Here is a 17,606-nt window from a genome sequence, read left to right on the forward strand (position 1 = left end):
CTACCGTGCCGCGCTCGTCCAGGCGGACGCGTCCACCTCGGCGTCCGTCTTGGCCAGCACCTCGTCGAGCGTGACCTCCGGGGCGAGTTCCACCAGCCGCAGCCCGGCCGGCGTGACGTCGAGAACGGCGAGGTCGGTGATGACGCGGTCGACCACCTCGGTGCCGGTGAGCGGCAGCGTGCAGCGGCCGACGATCTTCGGGGTGCCGTCCTTGGCCACGTGGTCGGTCAGCACCACGATCCGCTTCGCCCCGGCCACCAGGTCCATCGCGCCGCCCATGCCCTTGACCATGGTGCCGGGCACGGTCCAGTTGGCCAGGTCGCCGGTGGCCGACACCTGGAGCGCGCCGAGCACGGCGAGGTCGATGTGCCCGCCGCGGATCATCGCGAACGAGGTGGCCGCGTCGAAGAAGCTCCCGCCGGGCAACACGGTGACGGTCTGCTTGCCCGCGTTGATCAGGTCGGCGTCCTCGTCACCGGCGAAGGGGAACGGGCCGAGCCCGAGAATGCCGTTTTCGCTGTGCAGGGTCACTTCGATGCCGGGCGGCACGTGGTTGGCCACCAGCGTCGGAATGCCGATCCCGAGGTTGACGTGGTCGCCGTCGGACAGTTCCGTGGCGGCCCGTGCCGCCATCTGCTCGCGGGTCCAAGCCATGGTCACGCCTCCACTTCGCGCACGGTCAGCTTCTCGATCTCCTTCACCCGGGGCCGGGCCACGATCAGCCGGTCGACGAAGATGCCCGGGGTGGTGACCGCGTCCGGGTCGAGGTACCCGTCGGCGAGGTGCTCGGTCTCGGCGACGCAGACCCGTGCGCAGGTCGCCGCGAGCGGGTTGAAGTTGCGCGCCGCCTTGCGGTAGGCCAGGTTCCCGGCGCGGTCGGCGGTGTGCGCGTGCACCAGTGCCACGTCCGCGGTGATGGCGCGTTCCTGGACGTAGGTGCGGCCGTCGAACCGCGCGTGCGGCTTGCCCTCGGCGACCTCGGTCCCGACGCCGGTCGCGGTGTAGAACGCCGGAATGCCCGCGCCACCGGCCCGCATCCGCTCGGCCAGGGTGCCCTGCGGGGTGAACTCGATCTCCAGTTCGCCGTCGAGGTACTGCTGGGCGAACAGCTTGTTCTCGCCCACGTAGGAGGCGATCACCTTGCGCACCTGGCGGTTGTCCAGCAACACGCCCAGGCCCTTGCCGTCGACGCCCATGTTGTTGGACACGATGGTCAGCTCGCGCACCCCGGAGTCCCGCACGGCCTCGATCAGGTCGTAGGGAACTCCGCTCAGCCCGAACCCGCCGACCACGATGGTGCTGCCGTCGGCGAGCAAGCCGCCCAGCGCCTCCGCCGCGTCCGCATAGCGTTTCGCCACTCCGCGCCCTCCACGTCGTCCGTTGGGTGAACGAGCGCGAGTCCAGCGGAAACCCCGTGTTCTGGTCAAACAACTGCTCGGTTGATGGACCCCGGGTGCAGGTCGCGTTCACTGAGTGGACGTAGGCTGCGGGCATGAGCACGCCGGCTTCCCACGTCATCGGACGGGTCAGCGCGGTCCTGCGCGCCCTGTCGACCGCGCGGGACGACGGGGCGTCGACCACCTGGCTCGCCCAGCAGACCGGCCTCGCGCGGCCCACCGTGCACCGGCTGCTGGTGGCCTTGGCCGAAGAAGGCCAGGTCGACCGAGACCAGCGCAGCGGCCGCTGGTTCCTGGGCCCGGAGCTGTACCTGCTCGGTGAGGTGGCGGCACGGCGGTTCGACGCCACCCGGTACGCGCGCGCCAGCGTGCACCGCCTGGCCACCGCGACCGGCGAGAGCGCGTTCTTCTCCGCACGCCGGGACGAGGAAACCGTGTGCCTGCTGCGCGAGGACGGCGATTTCCCCATCAGGTCGTTCGTCCTGTACGAGGGCGCGCGCTTCCCGCTCGGCGTGGTCTCCGCGGGCTTGGTGCTGCTCGCAATGCGGTCCGACCGCGAGATCAGCGAGTACCTCGGCCGCGTCGACCTCACCACGCGCTGGGGAGACACCCACTCCCCCGACGCCGTGTGGGAACGCATCGGCCGGACGCGGGAAACCGGCTACTCGGTGAACCCCGGCTTGATCGTCGAGGGCAGCTGGGGCATGGCCGCCGCGGTGTTCGGGCCGTCCGGCAGTCCCGACTGGGCATTGACGCTCACCGGCGTCGAAACCCGCTTCCGCCCCGATCGGCGCGCCGAACTGGGCACCCTGCTGCTGCACGAGGCACACCAGCTGACCCAGCGAATCCGGACGCGCTCCTGACAGAGGTCGTCAAGCCGGTGCGACCGTGCCGAGTTCGGCCAGTGCCAGCGCGGCCCTGCTCTCCCCGCGCGCATAGGAGCGTTCGGCCGCGATGGACCGCGCGCGCTCGTAGAACTCCTTGGCCCGCAAGGGGTTTCCACCGGCCACGGCGGCTTCGCCCAGCCAGGTCAGGATTTCCACCGCCTCGGTCCAGAAGCCGAGTTCCTCGGCCACCGGCAGGCTCTCCCGGTGCAGCCGCTCGGCGCGCGCGGGATCGCCGTCGCGTTCGGCGATCAGCGCCCGCGACCGGGCCGCCCGCAGCCGGCCCCAGCGATCGCCGAGGTCGTCGAACAACGCGGCGCCGAGTTCCGCGTCGGCCGTCGACGGGTGCACCCGTTCGACCAGTGCCGCGGCCTCGGCCCAGCGGTCCCCCGCCGCCCGCGCCCCGGCCAGGCTCTCCTCGACCATCCGCCGTCCCTCGTCCGGCCTGCCCGCACTGTGCAATCCGGTCCCGACGAACCACCGCAACCGCGCGCGCAGCACCGGATCACCGACGCCTTCGGCCGGATCGCCACCGGCGGACACGGCGGGCAGCGAGCGCAGTTCCATCCCGGCCAGCCACGCCCGCGCGACCACCGAGTGCGGTGACGCGCCGGTGGACAGCGCGGCGTGCAGCGACCGGCGCGCCTCGGTCAGCTTGCTGCGCAGGAACCAGTACCACGCCAGCGCGTTCACCAGGCGCAGCGCGTGCTCGCTGTCGTCATCGGCCACCGCGAGTTCGAGCGCGCGCCGGAGGTTGACCGTCTCGGTGTCGAGTCGTTCCAGGTACCGCCGCTGGTCCGGCCCGCGCAGCCGGTCGTCGGCCTGCTCGGCGGACTCGGTGTGGTAACGCACGAACGCCGCGCGGGTGGTGGCCAGCTCCCCGGCCTCGGCGAGGCGTTCGAGGCTGTAGGCCGCCACCGACTCCAGCAGCCGGAACCGCTCCCCGTCGCGGACCACCAGCGAGCGGTCGACCAGGCGGGACAACAGGTCGAGCACGTCGGCGGCGGGCAGGCCCCGGCCCGCGCAGACCGCCTCGGCCCCGGCCGTCGTGCAGCCGTCCGCGTGCACGGCCAGCCGCCGCAGCAGGGTTTGTTCCTCCGCGGTCAGCAGTTCCCAGCTCCAGTCGAGCATCGCCCGCAGCGTCCGCTGCCGGGCGGGCAGCCCGCGGCCACGCACGGCGGGCAGGGTGAACCGGTCGGCCAGCGCGTCGGCGAGCTGCGCCGGGCTCAGCGCCCGCAGCCGTGACGCCACCAGCTCCAGCGCCAGCGGGATCCCGTCCAACCGCCGGCAGATGGCAGCCACGGCTTCGGCATTGCCCGCGTCGAGCTTGAACCCGGGTGCCGCGGCGGAGGCCCGCGCCACGAACAACTCGACCGCGCTCGACCGCATGGGGTCGGTGTCCTCGGGCAGGTCCAGCGGCGGCACGTGGTGCACGACTTCACCGGGAATGTCGAGCGCCTCCTGGCTGGTGGCCAGCAACCGCGCCCCCGGCACCGCGGCCAGCACCGCGCCCGCCAGCGCGGCGACCGGTTCGACCAGGTGCTCGCAGTTGTCCAGCAGGAGCAGGAACCGCTTGTCCGCCACCGCCTGGCACAGCCAGGCCACCAGATCGGCCAGGTCCGGCTCGGTGGCCGCGGTGTCGCAGAGGCCGAGCGTGGTGATCACCCGTTCGGCGATCTCGTCCACGGTCGACGCCGCCCCGAGTCCCGCCAGCTCGACCAGCCACACGCCGTCGGGGAACCGCGCGGTCATCTCCCGCGCCGCGGCGATCGCCAGCCGCGTCTTGCCGACGCCACCGAGTCCGGTCAGCGTCACCAGCCGCGTGTCCGGATCGGCGCTCAGCGGTTCGCGCACCCGGCCGACCGCTTCCCGCCTGCCGATCAGCGGGGTCAGCGGGGTGGGCAGGTTGGTGCGCCGGGGTGGCGGGGCCAGCCGGGACTCCTGCCGCAGGATCGCCTCGTGCAGCGCGGTCACCGCCGGGCCCGGCGGCACGCCGAGTTCGTCGTCCAGCCGCTGCCTCAGGTCGTGGAAGCTCCGCATCGCCTCGCCCTGGCGTCCGGCCTGGTACAGCGCGCGCAGGTGGATCGTCCGCAGCCGTTCGCGCAGCGGGTGCCGGGTCACCACCTCGCCCAGTTCGGCCGCGAGCGCGGCGTACTCCCCCAGTTCCAGGCGCACCTCGGCCTGGTCCTCGAACACGGTCAGCCGCAGTTCCTCCAGCCGGGTGATCTCGGCCCGGGCGAACAGCGCCTCGGTCACCCCGCCGTAGGCCGGGCCCCGCCACAACGCCAGCGCGTCGGCGAACAACCCGCACCTCACCGCCGGATCCCCGACCGCTCGCGCGCCCTCGACGAGTTCCTCGAAGCGCAGCGCGTCGATCCGGTCCCCGGTGACCAGCAGCCGGTACCCCGCCGGTTCACGGACCACCTGCTCGCGGCCGAGCACGCGGCGCAGCTGGGAAACCTTGGTCTGCAGGGCGTTCGCCGATCCGCCCGGCGGACGGCCCGCCCACAGGTCCTCGATCAGCCGGTCGGCGCTCACCGGCCCGCCGCGGTGCACGAGGAGGTTCGCCAGCAGGGCGCGCACCTTCACCTCGGGCACCTTGACCGGCTGCCCGCACGCGTCCCAGACGGCCAGCGGGCCGAGCACGCCATAGCGCATGGACGCAGCCTATCGCCAGGCGATCATCAGGAAACCGTGCGCGCCGCCGGTCAGCGTGGCTCCCGTCCGTTCTCGTCAACCAGGGAGTTCCATGAGCACATCGACCGCACGGCGCGCCGGGCCGAGGCAGTGGGCGGGGCTCGCCGTCCTGTCACTGCCCACCGTGCTGCTCGGCCTGGACGTCACCGTGCTGTACCTCGCCCTGCCCTCGCTGGCCGAAGACCTGCGCCCCAGCAGCACCGAAACGCTGTGGATCATGGACGCCTACGGCTTCCTGATCGCCGGTTGCCTGATCACCATGGGCACGCTCGGGGACCGCGTCGGGCGGCGGAAGCTGCTGATGATCGGCGCGGCCGCGTTCGGCGTGGTCTCGGTGGTCGCCGCGTACTCGACCAGCGCCGAACTGCTCATCGCCGCGCGCGCGTTGCTCGGCGTCGCCGGTGCCACGCTGATGCCGTCCACGCTGGCGCTGATCAGCACCATGTTCACCGACGCCCGTCAGCGCGCGCTGGCGATCGGGGTGTGGGCGACCAGCTTCGCGCTCGGCATGGCCGCCGGTCCGCTGGTCGGCGGCGCGCTGCTGTCGGTGTTCTGGTGGGGTTCGGCGTTCCTGGTGGCGGTGCCGATCGTGGTGGTGCTGCTGGTCGCCGCGCCGTTCCTCGTCCCCGAGTACCGCGCGCCGCGTAGTGGCCGCTTCGACCTGGTCAGCGTGGTGCTCTCGCTGCTGGCCATCCTGCCGGTGGTCTACGCGGTGAAGCGGGTCGCCAAGGAGGGCTTCGACCTGCCCGCGCTCGTGGCGACCGGGCTCGGCGTGGGGTTCGCGGTGCTGTTCGTCCGGCGGCAGCGCGGGCTGGCCAGCCCGCTGCTGGACGTGCGGTTGTTCGCCGGTCGCACGTTCAGCGCCGCGCTGAGCATCCTGCTGGTCGGGCTGGTCGGCGTCGGTGGGGTGATGCTGCTGGTCACGCAGCAACTGCAGTTCGTCGAGGGGTTGTCCCCGATGGCGGCCGGCGCGTGGCTGGGGCCGCCGGCGCTGATGATGTTCGTGGCCGCGATCGGTTCGCCGCTGGTGGCGCGCCGGGTGCCGCCGGGCATCGTCGTCGCCGTCACGCTGGGGTTGTCCACGATCGGGTACCTGTCGCTGGCGGTGGTGGGCCCGACCGGTGGTGTCGCGCTGGTCGTGGTCGGGTTCGGCCTGGTCTACCTCGGGCTCGGGGCGATCGCCGCGCTGGGCACGGACCTGGTGGTCGGCGCGGCGCCGCCGGAGAAGGCGGGTTCGGCTTCGGCGCTGTCGGAAACCGTGCAGGAGCTGGGTTTGGCGCTGGGCGTGGCGGTCCTGGGCAGCCTCGCCACGGCGGTCTACCGCGGGGAAATCGGCGACCAGGTGACTCCGGGCACCCCCGCCGCGGTGGCCGACAGCATCGCGGGCGCGTCGTCGGTGGCGGACCAGATCAGCCCGGAACTGCTCGGACACGCCCGGGAGGCCGCGACAGCAGGGCTGAATACCGCCACGCTGGTCGCGGGCGTGGCCATCCTGGTGCTGGCGGTCGTGTCCGCCGTGGCGCTGCGCCACATCGGAACCATCGGCAGCAACGAGGGGAAGTCCTGAAATGCACGCATCAGACGCCGTGGGCGAACAGCTCAGGGGGCACGAGCCCCTCTTCCACCGCGCCGAGCTCGGCACGAGCCGGGAAGACTTCGAGCAGATGATGGCCCCGGACTACTGGGAGGTCGGCGCGTCCGGCGCGAAGTACGGCCGTGACCGCATCCTGAGCGAGCTCGACCAGCGCTATTCGACCGACGGTTACGCCGAATCCGACACCTGGGAGGTCCACGACTTCGCTTGCCGCGCCCTCGGAGAGGCGACGTTCCTGGTCACCTACGAACTCCTGCATCGAGGCCGACGAACCAGACGGGCGACCGTGTGGGCTCGCCGACCCTCCGGCTGGCAGGCTCAATACCACCAAGGGACGGTCATCCCCGACTGAAAGCTACGGCGCGATCAGGTCGATCAAGTACTCCTGATCGGCCTGACCGGTGCAAGGACCATGCCGCGCCTCCCGGTCCGCGACGGCCTGTTTGCCCGCGATCCCGATGCACAGCTCGCTGTGCACGGGCTGCAGCCGGTACCGCCGCGAGTCGGGGGCACCGACCGGGTTCAGGCGGAACACCTGCGCGGACCGGCTCTCGCTGCAGTCGTCCCATGGTTCGACCAGGTCCTTGCCGGCCCCATCGGTCCGCACGACGAGGCACCCCACGCCGTGCTCCGGGTGGTGCCACTGGATCTGCACCAGGCCCGTGCCGACCGGCCGCAAGTACGTCCGGGGCGGCACGGCCTGGTCGCACGGCCTCAGCGCCGCCACGGCGTGCTCGTAGCCACCGGTGGAATCGCGCCCCTCGCTGAGGCAGAGATCGGCGGCGGCCGCTGCCCGGATCGTCGCCCAGCTCCCGACCGTGCCCATGGTCAGCCCGGGGATCGGCAGTCCGGCCCCGGCGGCCGGAGCCTGCTCGTGGGCCTGGTCGGAGAACACCGCGTACCCGCCGACCCCCAGCGCGGCCAGCACGACCACCAGCACCACCCCCACCCGCGCGGCGCCCGGCCATCGCCGCGGTGGCGCCGCCGCGGGCACGGGCTCGGTCCAGACCGGGGGGTTCCCCATCGCGACCCGACGGCGAGCCGAGAGCCAGTCCTGCACCACGGCCTCGTCCAGCCCGCAGGCCCGCACCAGCGCGGTCACGATCTGCTCGCGCGGCAGCGTCGGCCGGCCGAGCGCGGCGGCGATGGTGCTCGACGGGAGCACGTCCCCGTTCGCCGTGGCCTTTCCCTCCAGCTCGCGGAAGGTCAGCCCGGACCACACGCGCAGCGCCCGCAACGCCGCCACGAATTCGGTCGCCGTGCCCGCTTCCCGGGGCTGCGGGGGCTGGTCAGCGGGCACCACGCTCTGTTTCCGCTCGGCAGTCACGGGACCCCCTCCTGATCGTGGACCCCGCCCACGATGCCGTCCCCGCGCACAACGCCCGCACAATCCGCGTTGAATCCGCAGGTAGGAGCCTCACCGCGCGGCACCGAGCTTCGCCTCTACCCGCGACACCTGCTCGCCCCGGTTGTGCTGCCGGTAGCGGGTGATCGCCTCATCCCACGCCCGGCGTGCCTCGGCGAGCTCGCCGAGTTCCCGGTACGCGTCACCGATCCGGTCGAAGGTGTCGGCCTCGTCGGCGGTGTACCCGAGTTCGCGGTACACCACGAGCGCCGCCTGGAAGTACCCGACCGCGTCCCGGTGCGCGCCGGAGGTCGCGGCGATGTGCCCCAGTGTGTCCAAAGTGGCGCCTTCACCGCCACGACTGCCGTGCGCACGCAGCAAAACCAGGGCCTGCTCGCCGCACACGCGCGCCCGTTCCGGATCGAGCCCGGTCAGGTACCACGCCATCATGTTGAGCGCATTGGCTTCCCAGTCCGGATTCCCCAGTTCGCGGAACAACGCGAGCGCGTGCTCGGCGTGTTCCACCGCCGCGGTGTTGTCCCCCTGCTGACCCGTCACCCACGCCAGCGAGTGCTGGGTGTGGGCCTTCTCCTCGGTGGTGCGGGCGTACTCCCACGCGAGCCGCGAGTTCGCCAGTCCTTCTTCCAGCAGACCGGCCCGCACGTACGCACGAGAGGCGAGCCGATGGCACAGGTTGCGGACCTCCGGCTCGTGCTCCGCCGCGGCGAGCCCGAGTTCCCACGCGGCCACGTGGTCGTGCGGATCGGCCCGCATCCAGGAGTACGTGGCCTGCGCCCACGCCAGCTGCCAGGTATGGGCATACCAGCCCCGGTCGAACGCGAGCCGCTGCACCGCGGGCAGATTGGCGCGTTCGGCGGCGAACCAGGCTTGCGCGGCGGCGGCATCGGCCGGATTCCACGGTGGAACGGCCGGTGGTGGCAACTCGATCGGCGGACGGTTCGGCTCCAGCACGCGCTCGCAGGCGAAGGCCGTGTGCAGGTAGAACTCGGTCAGGCGCAACGCGGCGCCGTCCTCGGCGGGGAGTTCGGCGGCATAGTGACGGGCCAGGTCGTGCAGGGTGAACCGGCCGGGGCGAGGTTGCCGGACCAGGCTGGCGGCGGCCAGCTCGCGCAGGGAAGCCCGCGCCACCACCAGGGACTGATCCCCGATCGCGGCGGCGGCTTCCCCGCTGATCTCCGGCACGACCGCCTGGCCGAGCAGGGCGAACATCCGGCGCGCGGCCGGGGACAACCCCGCCAGCGACGCGGCGAAGGCGGCCCGCACACCGGAAGTCAGCTCGCCGGTTTCGAGCGCGTCGAGGGGCGCGGCCACCAGGTCGTCGGCGGTCGCCTGGAGCGGGAACTCGGGGTTGTTCGCCGCGAGCGCGGCCACGACGCCCAGTGCCAGCGGCAATCCCGCACACCGATCGAGGATGACCGACACCGCCTCCGGTTCCGCGCCGACGCGCTCCTCGCCGAGCCTGCTGGCGAGCAGTCGGTGCTCATCCTGCGGCGAGAGCGTGTCCAGCGTCATCCGCCCGGCGCTGTGCTCGGCCGCGAGCGCGGTCAACTGGCTGCGGCTGGTGACGAGCGTCGTGCACCAGCCGGAACCAGGAAGCAAAGGACGGACGTGGTCGCTGTCGCGGGCGTTGTCCAGCACGACCAGCAGCCGCTTGTCCGCGACGCGGCTGCGGAACAACGCCGTTTGCGCGTCGAGACCGGACGGGACGGCGTCGGCGGCGACGCCCAGCGCTTCCAGGAACCCGCGCACCGCGACCTCCGGGCGGAGCGGCCCGGACGTGGTGTACCCGCGCAGGTCGACGTAGAGCTGGCCGTCGGGGAACAGGTGCAGGTTCTGGTGGGCCCAGCGCAGCGCGAGCCAGGTCTTCCCGACGCCGCCCATGCCGGTCACGGCCACCAGCCTGGTCGTCCCGGAGTTCTGGGCCGCCTTGTCCAGCTCCGCCAGATCGGCCTCGCGCCCGATGAACAACGACGGCGACGCGGGGAGTTGCCGGGGTGCCGAGTCGGGTCTCGGCGTCAAAGCAGGGTCCGCCACGAGGATGCGCTGGTGCAGTTCCTGAAGCGGCGGCGCCGGTTCGGTACCCAGCTCGTCGACGAGGGCCTGCCGGGTCCGCCGGTAGTGCGCCAGCGCGGCGGCCTGCTGGTCACCGCGGTACAACGCGAGCATGAGCTGCGCGGCGGCGCGCTCGTCCAGTGGGCGGTCGTGGGACCGGGTGGTCAGTTCGGGGAGCAGTTCCTGATGCCTGCCGCACTCCAGCGCCCAGTCGACGCGGTCGGCATCGGCGGTGGCCTTTTCGAGTTCCAGGCGCTCCCGGACGCTGTCTGCCCAAGGCGTGGCCAACTCCGCGAGCGGCTTGCCACGCCAGAGCGCCAGTGCCTCGTCGACCAGTTGGAGTGAGCGGTGCGGGTCCTCCTGTTCCCGGGCCAAGGCGAGCAACCGGTGGAAGCGGTGCACGTCGACGCGGTCGCTCTCGATGACCAGCACATACCCGGTGTCGCGGCGCTCGATCGCCGCCCCGGCCTCGGCAACCGCCCGGCGAAGGTGGGTCAGGTAGGTGCGCAACACCGGCCGCACCCGGCTCGGCGCTTCGTCACCCCAGACGCGGTCGATGAGGCTGTCCACCGTCACCACGCGGTTGGCCTCGACCGCCAGCACCACCAGCACCGCCCGCCTGCGGCTGTGCCCGGCCGGTACCGGCTCACCCGCCGAACGCACCTCCAGTTCCCCGAGAACACCCACATCCGGCTGCCCGCCGATACCGCCCGCTTGTTGCACCCCTCTTGAATACCGGCAGTCCCTTCAACGGCCAAGCGCAATGCCGGAAACGGCGGCCAGCTCTCCGGCGTCCGTTGTGGACACAGCAGGCGGCTTGACCCCCGAATCGGCTTGGCCGACTGGAGTGATTTCCCACGGATAGCCTGCCCGTTCGTGCCCTGGCACGGGCCGCACGCGGCGTCTGCCATCGGCGCCCTCACCCGGGCGCATAACGCGATGTTATCCCCAGACGACAGTAGGTAAGGCCATCCCGCGCGGTCAGGATGGAAGCCATGATCGTCGTCGAGAAGTTGAGTTCGTTCGGGGTGGTGGTGCGGCCCGGCCCCGGTGCCGCCCAGCTCGCCGAGCTGCCCGTCGACCACCTTCGTGAACTGGTCAGGACCCACCACCTCCTGCTGCTCAGGGACTTCCCGCCGTTCGGCACCCCCGCCGAACTCACCGAGTGGAGCGGCACCTGGGGTGAGATCAGCATGTGGCCCTTCGGCGCGGTGCTCGAACTGGTCGAGCACGACAACCCCGGCGACCACATCTTCGACCACAGCTACGTCCCCCTGCACTGGGACGGCATGTACCGGCCGCAGGTACCGGAGTTCCAGATCTTCCACTGCGTCACCGCCCCGGCCGAGCACCAGGGCGGCCGGACCACCTTCGCCAATTCCCGAACGGCGGTGGCCGACGCCGAGCCGGAAACAAGACGCCTCTGGGAACGCGTCACCGGCACCTACCGGCGCAAGATGGAGTTCTACGACAGCAAGGCCGTCTCCCCGGTGGTGACCACGCACCCCGTCGCCGGCTTCCCGGTGCTGCGCTACGGAGAACCCGCCATCGCCGGTGACCCCGACTTCATCAACCACCCCGACCTCGAGTTCACCGGCGCCGACGACCGCTTCCACGAGAGCATCCGCGCCGCCCTCTACTCCCCCGCGCACTTCTACGCGCACGCCTGGCAAGCCGGCGACGTCGTCGTGGCCGACAACTACACGCTGCTCCACGGACGCGAGGCCTTCACCAGCCGCGCCCCGCGGCACCTGCGCCGCGTGCACGTGCTCGGTGACCCGCCGCTGGACAACCCCGCGCTCCGATGACAGCGGAGACTCCCACGGAGGTCGACGTCCTCGTGGTCGGTGCCGGTCCGGTCGGCCTGCTGTGCGCCTTCCTCGGACGGCTGCACAACCTGCGCGTCCTGATCGCCGACAAGACACCGGGGCCGCTTCGCACCGGCCGGGCCGACGCGCTCAACGCACGCTCGTTGCAACTGCTGGAGATAGTCGGCCTCTTCGACGACCTCTACCCGCTCGGGAAAACCTGCGACACCAGCTCGGTCTGGTCCGGCGGCCGGTTCGTCTCCCGCCAGTCGACCTGGTGGGAGGAGCTGGAAGGCTGCTTCCACAAGCACTTCCTGATGCTCGGCCAGTCCCACGTCGAAGGCCTCCTGGATCGGCGGGTGGGTGAGGTACGCCGCGGGACGTCGGTCGAGGCGGTGGACCTCGTCGACGGTGGCTGCCGGTCCACGCTGTCGTCCGGCGAGGTCGTCGAGTCGAAGTTCGTCATCGGCGCCGACGGCTCCCGTTCGTTCGTCCGGGAAGCCTTCGGCATCCCGTTCGCGCTCATCCGGCCGCAAATGATCTGGGCCGTGCTGGACGGTGTCATGGCCACCGACTTCCCCAAGGTTCCGGAGATCATCGTCTTCCAGGCCGAAACCTCCGACGTGGCGTGGATTCCGCGCGAGGGAGACCTCGATCGGTTCTACGTCCGGATGGATGTGGAGGAGTTCACCTTCGACCAGGTCGTCGCCAAGATCAACCGCGCCCTGCACCCGCACCGGCTGGCCGTCGAGCGGGTCGAGTGGTACTCCCGCTTCTCCGTCAAGGAATCCGTCGCGGAGCGGTTCTCGGTGGACGAGCGGGTCCACCTGGCCGGGGACGCCTGCCACGTCCATTCGGTGAACGGCGGCCAGGGGTTGAACACCGGGCTGTCGGACGCGTTCAACCTCATGTGGAAGCTCGGCATGGTGGTCAACGCCGGTGCGCCACCGGAAATCCTGCGCTCGTACGAAGAGGAACGCAAGCCGGTCGCGCTGAGCGTGGTCGAGTCCTCCGGTGCACTGGTACGCGCGACCAAGTACTCCGACAACGGAACTCACGCGGTCGACTACGTCAAGACCGTGGAACGGCGGGCAGGCAACATCACCGGCATGGGAATCCGTTACGGCGAAAGCGGCCTCGCCGGTACCCGCCTCTTCGACTTCCTCGTCGAGTCGGACGGTCCGCGGATCTACTCGCTGCTCGACTACCGGTTCTTCACGCTCCTCGTCTTCGGTGACCACCACCCGCCCATCGACCTGCCCCCTTTCGTCAAAACGCTGCGGTTCCCAAGAGCCCCCGAATGCCCGTACTCGAACCAGTTGCTCCTCGTCCGCCCCGATTCCCACATCGCCGCCGCATCGTCCACTGAGGACACCTCGGCGATCACCGGCTACCTGCGTTCGCTCTCGCCCATCGCCGCCAGCCAGTCGAGATAGACCGGACTCCGGTCGACCGCGGTCCGGTACACCCGCTCCGCCGCCGCGACCAGCTCCCCCGCCACCGCGGCCAGCGGCCCGTGGTTCTGCCACACCAGCACGTGGCTGGCCCACATCGGATCGCCCGCCAGCGGCCGCACCACCACCCCGGCGTGGCGGCGGAACGTGGCCTGGCCCAGCCCGATCGCCTGGCCGCTGCTGATCAGGTCGGTGTAACTCCCGGCCTCCGCCTCGTAACCGACCTTCGGAGGGAAGCCCGCATCGTGGCACGCCAGCGTGAAGTACTCCCGGAACCGGTTGTCGTCCGGCGGTTCCAGCGCCCACTCCTCGTCGGCCAGTTCGGCCAGCGGCACCGCTTCCAGCCCGACCGCGGGATGGGTTTCCGGCAGCAGCACGAACACCGGCTCGGTGGCCACCACGTGCCGCAGCACCCCGGCGCGGAGTTCCGTTTCGTAGCCAGGGAACTCCAGCAGGGCGGCCAGTTCCAGCCGCCGTCCCGCCAGCAGGTCGACCAAAAGCGCGTTGGACTGCTCGGTGCGGAACCGGATCTCGGCGTCCGGGCGCAGTTCCCGCAGCGCGGGGAGCAGTCCGGCGGCGAGCGGGCCGAGCACCGCTCCGTAGTGGAGCCGGGCGGGGGTGCCGGACGCGTGGTGCGCGGCGCCGCTGTTCAGCTCGTCCATCGCCGGGAGCACGGCCCGCGCCCGGGACAGCACGTAGGAACCCAGCGCGGTCAGCGTGGTCCCGTTGCCGTCCCTGGTGAACAGCGGTCCGCCCAGCGCCCGTTCCAGCCGCTGCACCTGCCTGGTCAGCGCGGGCTGCGAAATGCCCAGCGCGGCCGCGGCCCGGTTGAGGCTGCCGTGGTCGGCGACCGCGCACACCACCCGCAGGTGTCGGACTTCCAGTTCCATCCCCCGATGTTATGAGCCGCTGTTCCTTCCCGACGAGATCCAGGACGGACGATGATCGAACAGGATTCGGTGCCCGCGGTCGACCGGCGGGCCGCCTCGGTGCTGCGCCTCGTACTGGCCCACCAGCGCAGAACCCGGGACGCCGCGTGCACCGGCGCGGTGTGCGCCCGGTGCCTCGACCACCACCTCGGCACCGTCCGGGCGCTGGTGGCCGCGGGCCGCCGGATCGACCTCGTGCTCCCGGCGTTCCCGGTGAAGTCGCCCAATCCCGCCAAGGTGCTGGGCGTCCTGCCCGACCTCGCCGAGGAGCACGCGCTGCGCTTCCTGCGGTCGCTGGCCGACCGGATCGGCGAGCTCCACCCGGCCGGCGCGCGGGTGCTGATCTGCTCGGACGGACGGGTGTTCAGCGATCTCATCGGGGTCTCCGACGAGGTCGTGTCGGCCTACCGCGCGGAGCTCGACCGGATGATCGCGCGGGTCGGCGGCGGGCGGCTGGGCCAGTTCTGCCTGGACGACGCGGCCGCGGGCCGCTCACCGGAACAGATGCGCGCGGACCTGGTGCGCCGCCACGGCCAGCCGGTCGAGCGGATTCGCGCCGAGGTCCGGGCCGGTGGGCCGCTGCTCGGGATGTACCGGGGCATCACCCGGTTCCTGGTCGAGGACCAGTCGGTTCCCGGCCGCACCGAGAGCCGGGCGGCGCTGCAACGCCGTTGCCGTGAACGCGCGTACGGCGTGATCTCGCGCAGCAACGCCTGGTCGAACCTCCTGGCCGAGCACTTCCCCGACGCGGTCCGGCTGTCGATCCACCCGCAGCCGTGCGGCTCGGCGAAGCTCGGCGTACTCCTGGCCGACACCCCGGACACGTGGCTGACCCCGTGGCACAGCGTGGCCGTCCAGGACGGCGCCCGCATCCGGCTGATGAAACGAGCCGATGCCGAGGCCGCCGGCGCCACCCCGGTCCTGGTCGACGGCCGACCTACGCACTACCGGCTGCCTGCTCGGCGGTGAGCCCCTACCAGCCGTCCCGCGAGAGAACGGAACGCGTTCTGGGTCCCGGTGACCGCCTTCAAGCCGAACTTGCCGAGCCGGAAGGCCACCGGCCCCTCGAGGCGTTGGGCCCACCGCAAGTTCGACGTGCTGGCCGCCACGGCCTTCCGGCCACGGCTGAGCATGCGCGACTCGTAGCCGCCCAGCGCGCGCGTGGGGTCGGCGAGCCCGCGGTCGATCAGCGCGATCACGTCGGCCAGGTCGACCGCGTCGCACAACGCCGTGCTCGCCCCGATCCCGCCGGTCGGCGGCATGACGTGGATCGCGTCCCCGAGCAGGGTGACCGAGGGCGAGGTCGGCCAGGCCGGGGTCTTCGGCGCTGCCCAGAACGTCAGGGGCACCATCGACGCGGCATCCGCGTGCGCGACGAGTTCGGCGGCGGCAGGGTCCCAGGCGTCGAGCAGTCCCAGCACCGGCGCTCGCAGGGGTTCCCCGGGACCCAGCTCCCGGGGATCGGCCTGCCACCGGTCCGGTGGTGCCGCCACCGCCCACAGCACGTACGGCTCCTCCGGGTCGCTCGGCTGGTGGTACGAGAAGAACAGGTTTCCACCCCCTGGGCCGAGCACGAACCCCGTCCCCCGCAGGAAAGGCGGCGGCAGGGACAACGTCCGCGCGATGTCGAGGCTGGTCGTGCCGGCCACACAGCGGGTGGGCCACGCCGACGGTTCCGATCCGGGCAGCAACTGCGCGCGAACCGCGGAGGCCCGGCCGTCGGCGCCGACGAGCAGCGTGCCTTCCACTTCGTCCCCATCAGCGAGTCGCACGCTCACGCCGTTGTCGGGCAGCGCCCGGTACCCGGTCACTTCACGTCCCCAGTGGACCTCCGCGTCCAACCCGGTCAGCAGCATCGAGCGCAGGGCACGGCGGCTGACCATCACGTCGTCGTCGACCAGAGTTTCCGAGCCACCCAACGGAATGGCGGCCAGCTCGGTCAGCGATTCGTCGAGCAGGTGGAACGCGTCCAGTGGTACCGACGCGGCGGCGAGCACCCCGAGGTAGTTCCGCAGCGGCAGGCAGTCGTACAACGCGCGGTTGGCTTCCCCGGTCAGGTGCAGCCGATAGCCACTCCACTGCGCGTCGAAGCCGCTGTCCCGTTCGAACACCGCGACGTCCACGCCCCGGCGCCGAAGTCCCTGCGCCAGGCAGAGACCACCGATACCGGCACCCGCGATGATCACCCGTGTGCTTGCCAACCGGTCCCTCCCTGAGCGCTACTCGATCATCTCGGTGATCCGGGTCAACGCGCCGGGCAGGTCGTCGACACGCGGGGTGCGCCGCCCGGTGAACTGGTTCCAGCCCGGTCCGGCCAGGCAGGGCCGTCCGCCCGCCCGCCGAATCCGGCGCAGCACACCGATGTCGGCGGTGCCCGGGGCCATCGACCACAGCACGACCACGGCCGGGGACAGGTGCTTCGTCAGCGCGACGATGGTGTCCGGCGGCACCATCGGGCCAAGGTACATCGCCGCGACGTTGAGCTCCGCCAGTGCGCCGCGGAGCACTTCGAGCGGCAGGGTGTGCCGCTCGGCCGGGCAGCACGCGAGCAGCAACGGCGCCCCGCCCAGCGCGGTGCTGCGGGGCCGGGCGTAGCGCTCCAGCGCCGCGGAGATCTCGCGCGCCAGCGCCCACTCCGCGGCGAAGCACGGCTCGCCCGCGGTCCAGCTTTCTTCGAGCCGAAGCAACAGCGGGACCAGGATCTCCTGCCACGTGGTGACCACACCGCCGGCCGCGAGAGCATCGTCGAGCAACGCGGCCATGGTGGCGTACCGGAGGCCGTCCGCGGCCTCGTGCAACGCTTGCATGGTGCGCTCGGCCTGCCCGGTCACCAGCGGATCGTCTCGTCCGGAGAGCACGAGCTGGGCGGCTTCCCGAGTCCGGACACCCCGGCTCATCAAGCTCTGCATCCGTTGCAGCCCGGCCACATCGGCCGTCGAATACCGGCGTTGCCGCCCCGACTCGCGCACGGTCGGGCCGATCCCGTACCGGGCGTCCCAGCTGCGCAGTGTCACCGGTGACACGCCCAGGAGGTCCGCGACCTGCCCGGGCGTCCACACGTTGCGCGCCGAGACCTCGTCCCGGCCCGGTGCGGACTTCGTCGTCATGGTCAGGATGTTCCCACATCGCGCCCCGGTCGCATCGGTTTCGCAACGAATCGCCGGATTGACCGGCTGCCGAATGGGTACCCCTCGGGCATGCCTACCCCCGCCCGAGCAGGTGCCGCGGACCCTCGAGCCCACCTGAGCAGCCCACCCCAGCCGCGATTCGGCGAGGCGATCGCCCACCGGCAGCGACGCAAGGCACTGGGCGAAGACCTGCTGCGCGCAGTCGCCTCCAGCCGCGGCAGGCAGTGATCCCCAGCAACCGGTCAACGGCCGCGAAGCTCTCCCAGCGGCCGGTCGGCGATCCTCCACCAACCGGCC

General features: G+C 71.8%; 14 protein-coding genes. 6 read left to right on the forward strand and 8 right to left on the reverse strand.

The genetic code is table 11. The features are described from left to right. Both JYK18_RS35985 and JYK18_RS35990 read right to left on the reverse strand, forming a co-directional pair. Window positions 1-654 carry a CoA transferase subunit B gene (locus JYK18_RS35985; protein ID WP_206807867.1) on the reverse strand — a complete coding sequence of 218 codons (654 nt, stop codon included), beginning with the start codon at window positions 652-654 and terminating at the stop codon, window positions 1-3. 2 nt (window positions 655-656) lie between these two features. After that, on the reverse strand, window positions 657-1,358 hold the full coding sequence (locus JYK18_RS35990) for a CoA transferase subunit A (RefSeq protein WP_206807868.1): 702 nt from the start codon (window positions 1,356-1,358) through the stop codon (window positions 657-659). Between the two features lie 134 nt (window positions 1,359-1,492). On the opposite strand from JYK18_RS35990, the gene JYK18_RS35995 reads away from it, so the two are divergent. Continuing rightward, complete coding sequence (locus JYK18_RS35995) at window positions 1,493-2,260, forward strand: IclR family transcriptional regulator (protein ID WP_206807869.1); 768 nt, start codon at window positions 1,493-1,495, stop codon at window positions 2,258-2,260. A gap of 9 nt (window positions 2,261-2,269) precedes the next feature. Here the strand turns inward: JYK18_RS35995 and JYK18_RS36000 are convergent, their stop codons facing one another. Beyond that, window positions 2,270-4,939: a BTAD domain-containing putative transcriptional regulator gene (locus JYK18_RS36000; protein WP_206807870.1), complete on the reverse strand. Its 2,670-nt coding sequence runs from the start codon at window positions 4,937-4,939 to the stop codon at window positions 2,270-2,272. A gap of 91 nt (window positions 4,940-5,030) precedes the next feature. Between JYK18_RS36000 and JYK18_RS36005 the strand changes: the two genes are divergently transcribed. Continuing rightward, on the forward strand, window positions 5,031-6,545 hold the full coding sequence (locus tag JYK18_RS36005) for an MFS transporter (protein WP_206807871.1): 1,515 nt from the start codon (window positions 5,031-5,033) through the stop codon (window positions 6,543-6,545). A 19-nt stretch (window positions 6,546-6,564) separates the two neighbouring features. After that, the gene (locus tag JYK18_RS36010; protein WP_307796200.1) at window positions 6,565-6,924 is read left to right on the forward strand and encodes a DUF4440 domain-containing protein; all 360 of its coding nucleotides are present in this window, start codon (window positions 6,565-6,567) and stop codon (window positions 6,922-6,924) included. A 3-nt stretch (window positions 6,925-6,927) separates the two neighbouring features. Here the strand turns inward: JYK18_RS36010 and JYK18_RS36015 are convergent, their stop codons facing one another. Both JYK18_RS36015 and JYK18_RS36020 read right to left on the reverse strand, forming a co-directional pair. Beyond that, window positions 6,928-7,899 carry a helix-turn-helix transcriptional regulator gene (locus JYK18_RS36015; RefSeq protein ID WP_206807873.1) on the reverse strand — a complete coding sequence of 324 codons (972 nt, stop codon included), beginning with the start codon at window positions 7,897-7,899 and terminating at the stop codon, window positions 6,928-6,930. Between the two features lie 90 nt (window positions 7,900-7,989). Then, window positions 7,990-10,677 carry a BTAD domain-containing putative transcriptional regulator gene (locus tag JYK18_RS36020; RefSeq protein ID WP_206807874.1) on the reverse strand — a complete coding sequence of 896 codons (2,688 nt, stop codon included), beginning with the start codon at window positions 10,675-10,677 and terminating at the stop codon, window positions 7,990-7,992. A 308-nt stretch (window positions 10,678-10,985) separates the two neighbouring features. On the opposite strand from JYK18_RS36020, the gene JYK18_RS36025 reads away from it, so the two are divergent. Both JYK18_RS36025 and JYK18_RS36030 read left to right on the forward strand, forming a co-directional pair. Beyond that, window positions 10,986-11,798, forward strand: coding sequence for a TauD/TfdA family dioxygenase (locus JYK18_RS36025; RefSeq protein ID WP_206807875.1), 813 nt, complete (start codon window positions 10,986-10,988; stop codon window positions 11,796-11,798). After that, complete coding sequence (locus JYK18_RS36030; RefSeq protein WP_206807876.1) at window positions 11,795-13,234, forward strand: FAD-binding protein; 1,440 nt, start codon at window positions 11,795-11,797, stop codon at window positions 13,232-13,234. The genes JYK18_RS36025 and JYK18_RS36030 overlap by 4 nt, the downstream gene beginning before the upstream one ends. Here JYK18_RS36030 and JYK18_RS36035 read toward each other — a convergent pair. Next, complete coding sequence (locus tag JYK18_RS36035; protein WP_206807877.1) at window positions 13,189-14,142, reverse strand: LysR family transcriptional regulator; 954 nt, start codon at window positions 14,140-14,142, stop codon at window positions 13,189-13,191. The two genes, JYK18_RS36030 and JYK18_RS36035, sit on opposite strands and share 46 nt — an antisense overlap. Before the next feature lie 51 nt (window positions 14,143-14,193). On the opposite strand from JYK18_RS36035, the gene JYK18_RS36040 reads away from it, so the two are divergent. After that, window positions 14,194-15,150, forward strand: a complete 957-nt coding sequence (locus JYK18_RS36040; RefSeq protein ID WP_206807878.1) for an L-tyrosine/L-tryptophan isonitrile synthase family protein — start codon at window positions 14,194-14,196, stop codon at window positions 15,148-15,150. Here the strand turns inward: JYK18_RS36040 and JYK18_RS36045 are convergent. After that, the gene (locus tag JYK18_RS36045) at window positions 15,126-16,382 is read right to left on the reverse strand and encodes an NAD(P)/FAD-dependent oxidoreductase (protein WP_206807879.1); all 1,257 of its coding nucleotides are present in this window, start codon (window positions 16,380-16,382) and stop codon (window positions 15,126-15,128) included. The genes JYK18_RS36040 and JYK18_RS36045 overlap by 25 nt on opposite strands. Before the next feature lie 18 nt (window positions 16,383-16,400). After that, complete coding sequence (locus tag JYK18_RS36050; RefSeq protein WP_206807880.1) at window positions 16,401-17,288, reverse strand: MerR family transcriptional regulator; 888 nt, start codon at window positions 17,286-17,288, stop codon at window positions 16,401-16,403. Window positions 17,289-17,606: the final 318 nt, after the last annotated feature.

Source organism: Amycolatopsis sp. 195334CR, from assembly GCF_017309385.1.
Taxonomy (GTDB): Bacteria; Actinomycetota; Actinomycetes; order Mycobacteriales; family Pseudonocardiaceae; genus Amycolatopsis.

Excerpts from the sequence above, each read along its gene's own strand:
- JYK18_RS35985 (WP_206807867.1), bottom strand. The coding sequence starts at position 654 with ATGGCTTGGACCCGCGAGCAGATGGCGGCACGGGCCGCCACGGAACTG.
- JYK18_RS35995 (WP_206807869.1), top strand. The coding sequence starts at position 1,493 with ATGAGCACGCCGGCTTCCCACGTCATCGGACGGGTCAGCGCGGTCCTG.
- JYK18_RS36000 (WP_206807870.1), bottom strand. The coding sequence starts at position 4,939 with ATGCGCTATGGCGTGCTCGGCCCGCTGGCCGTCTGGGACGCGTGCGGG.
- JYK18_RS36005 (WP_206807871.1), top strand. The coding sequence starts at position 5,031 with ATGAGCACATCGACCGCACGGCGCGCCGGGCCGAGGCAGTGGGCGGGG.
- JYK18_RS36025 (WP_206807875.1), top strand. The coding sequence starts at position 10,986 with ATGATCGTCGTCGAGAAGTTGAGTTCGTTCGGGGTGGTGGTGCGGCCC.
- JYK18_RS36030 (WP_206807876.1), top strand. The coding sequence starts at position 11,795 with ATGACAGCGGAGACTCCCACGGAGGTCGACGTCCTCGTGGTCGGTGCC.
- JYK18_RS36035 (WP_206807877.1), bottom strand. The coding sequence starts at position 14,142 with ATGGAACTGGAAGTCCGACACCTGCGGGTGGTGTGCGCGGTCGCCGAC.
- JYK18_RS36040 (WP_206807878.1), top strand. The coding sequence starts at position 14,194 with ATGATCGAACAGGATTCGGTGCCCGCGGTCGACCGGCGGGCCGCCTCG.
- JYK18_RS36050 (WP_206807880.1), bottom strand. The coding sequence starts at position 17,288 with ATGACGACGAAGTCCGCACCGGGCCGGGACGAGGTCTCGGCGCGCAAC.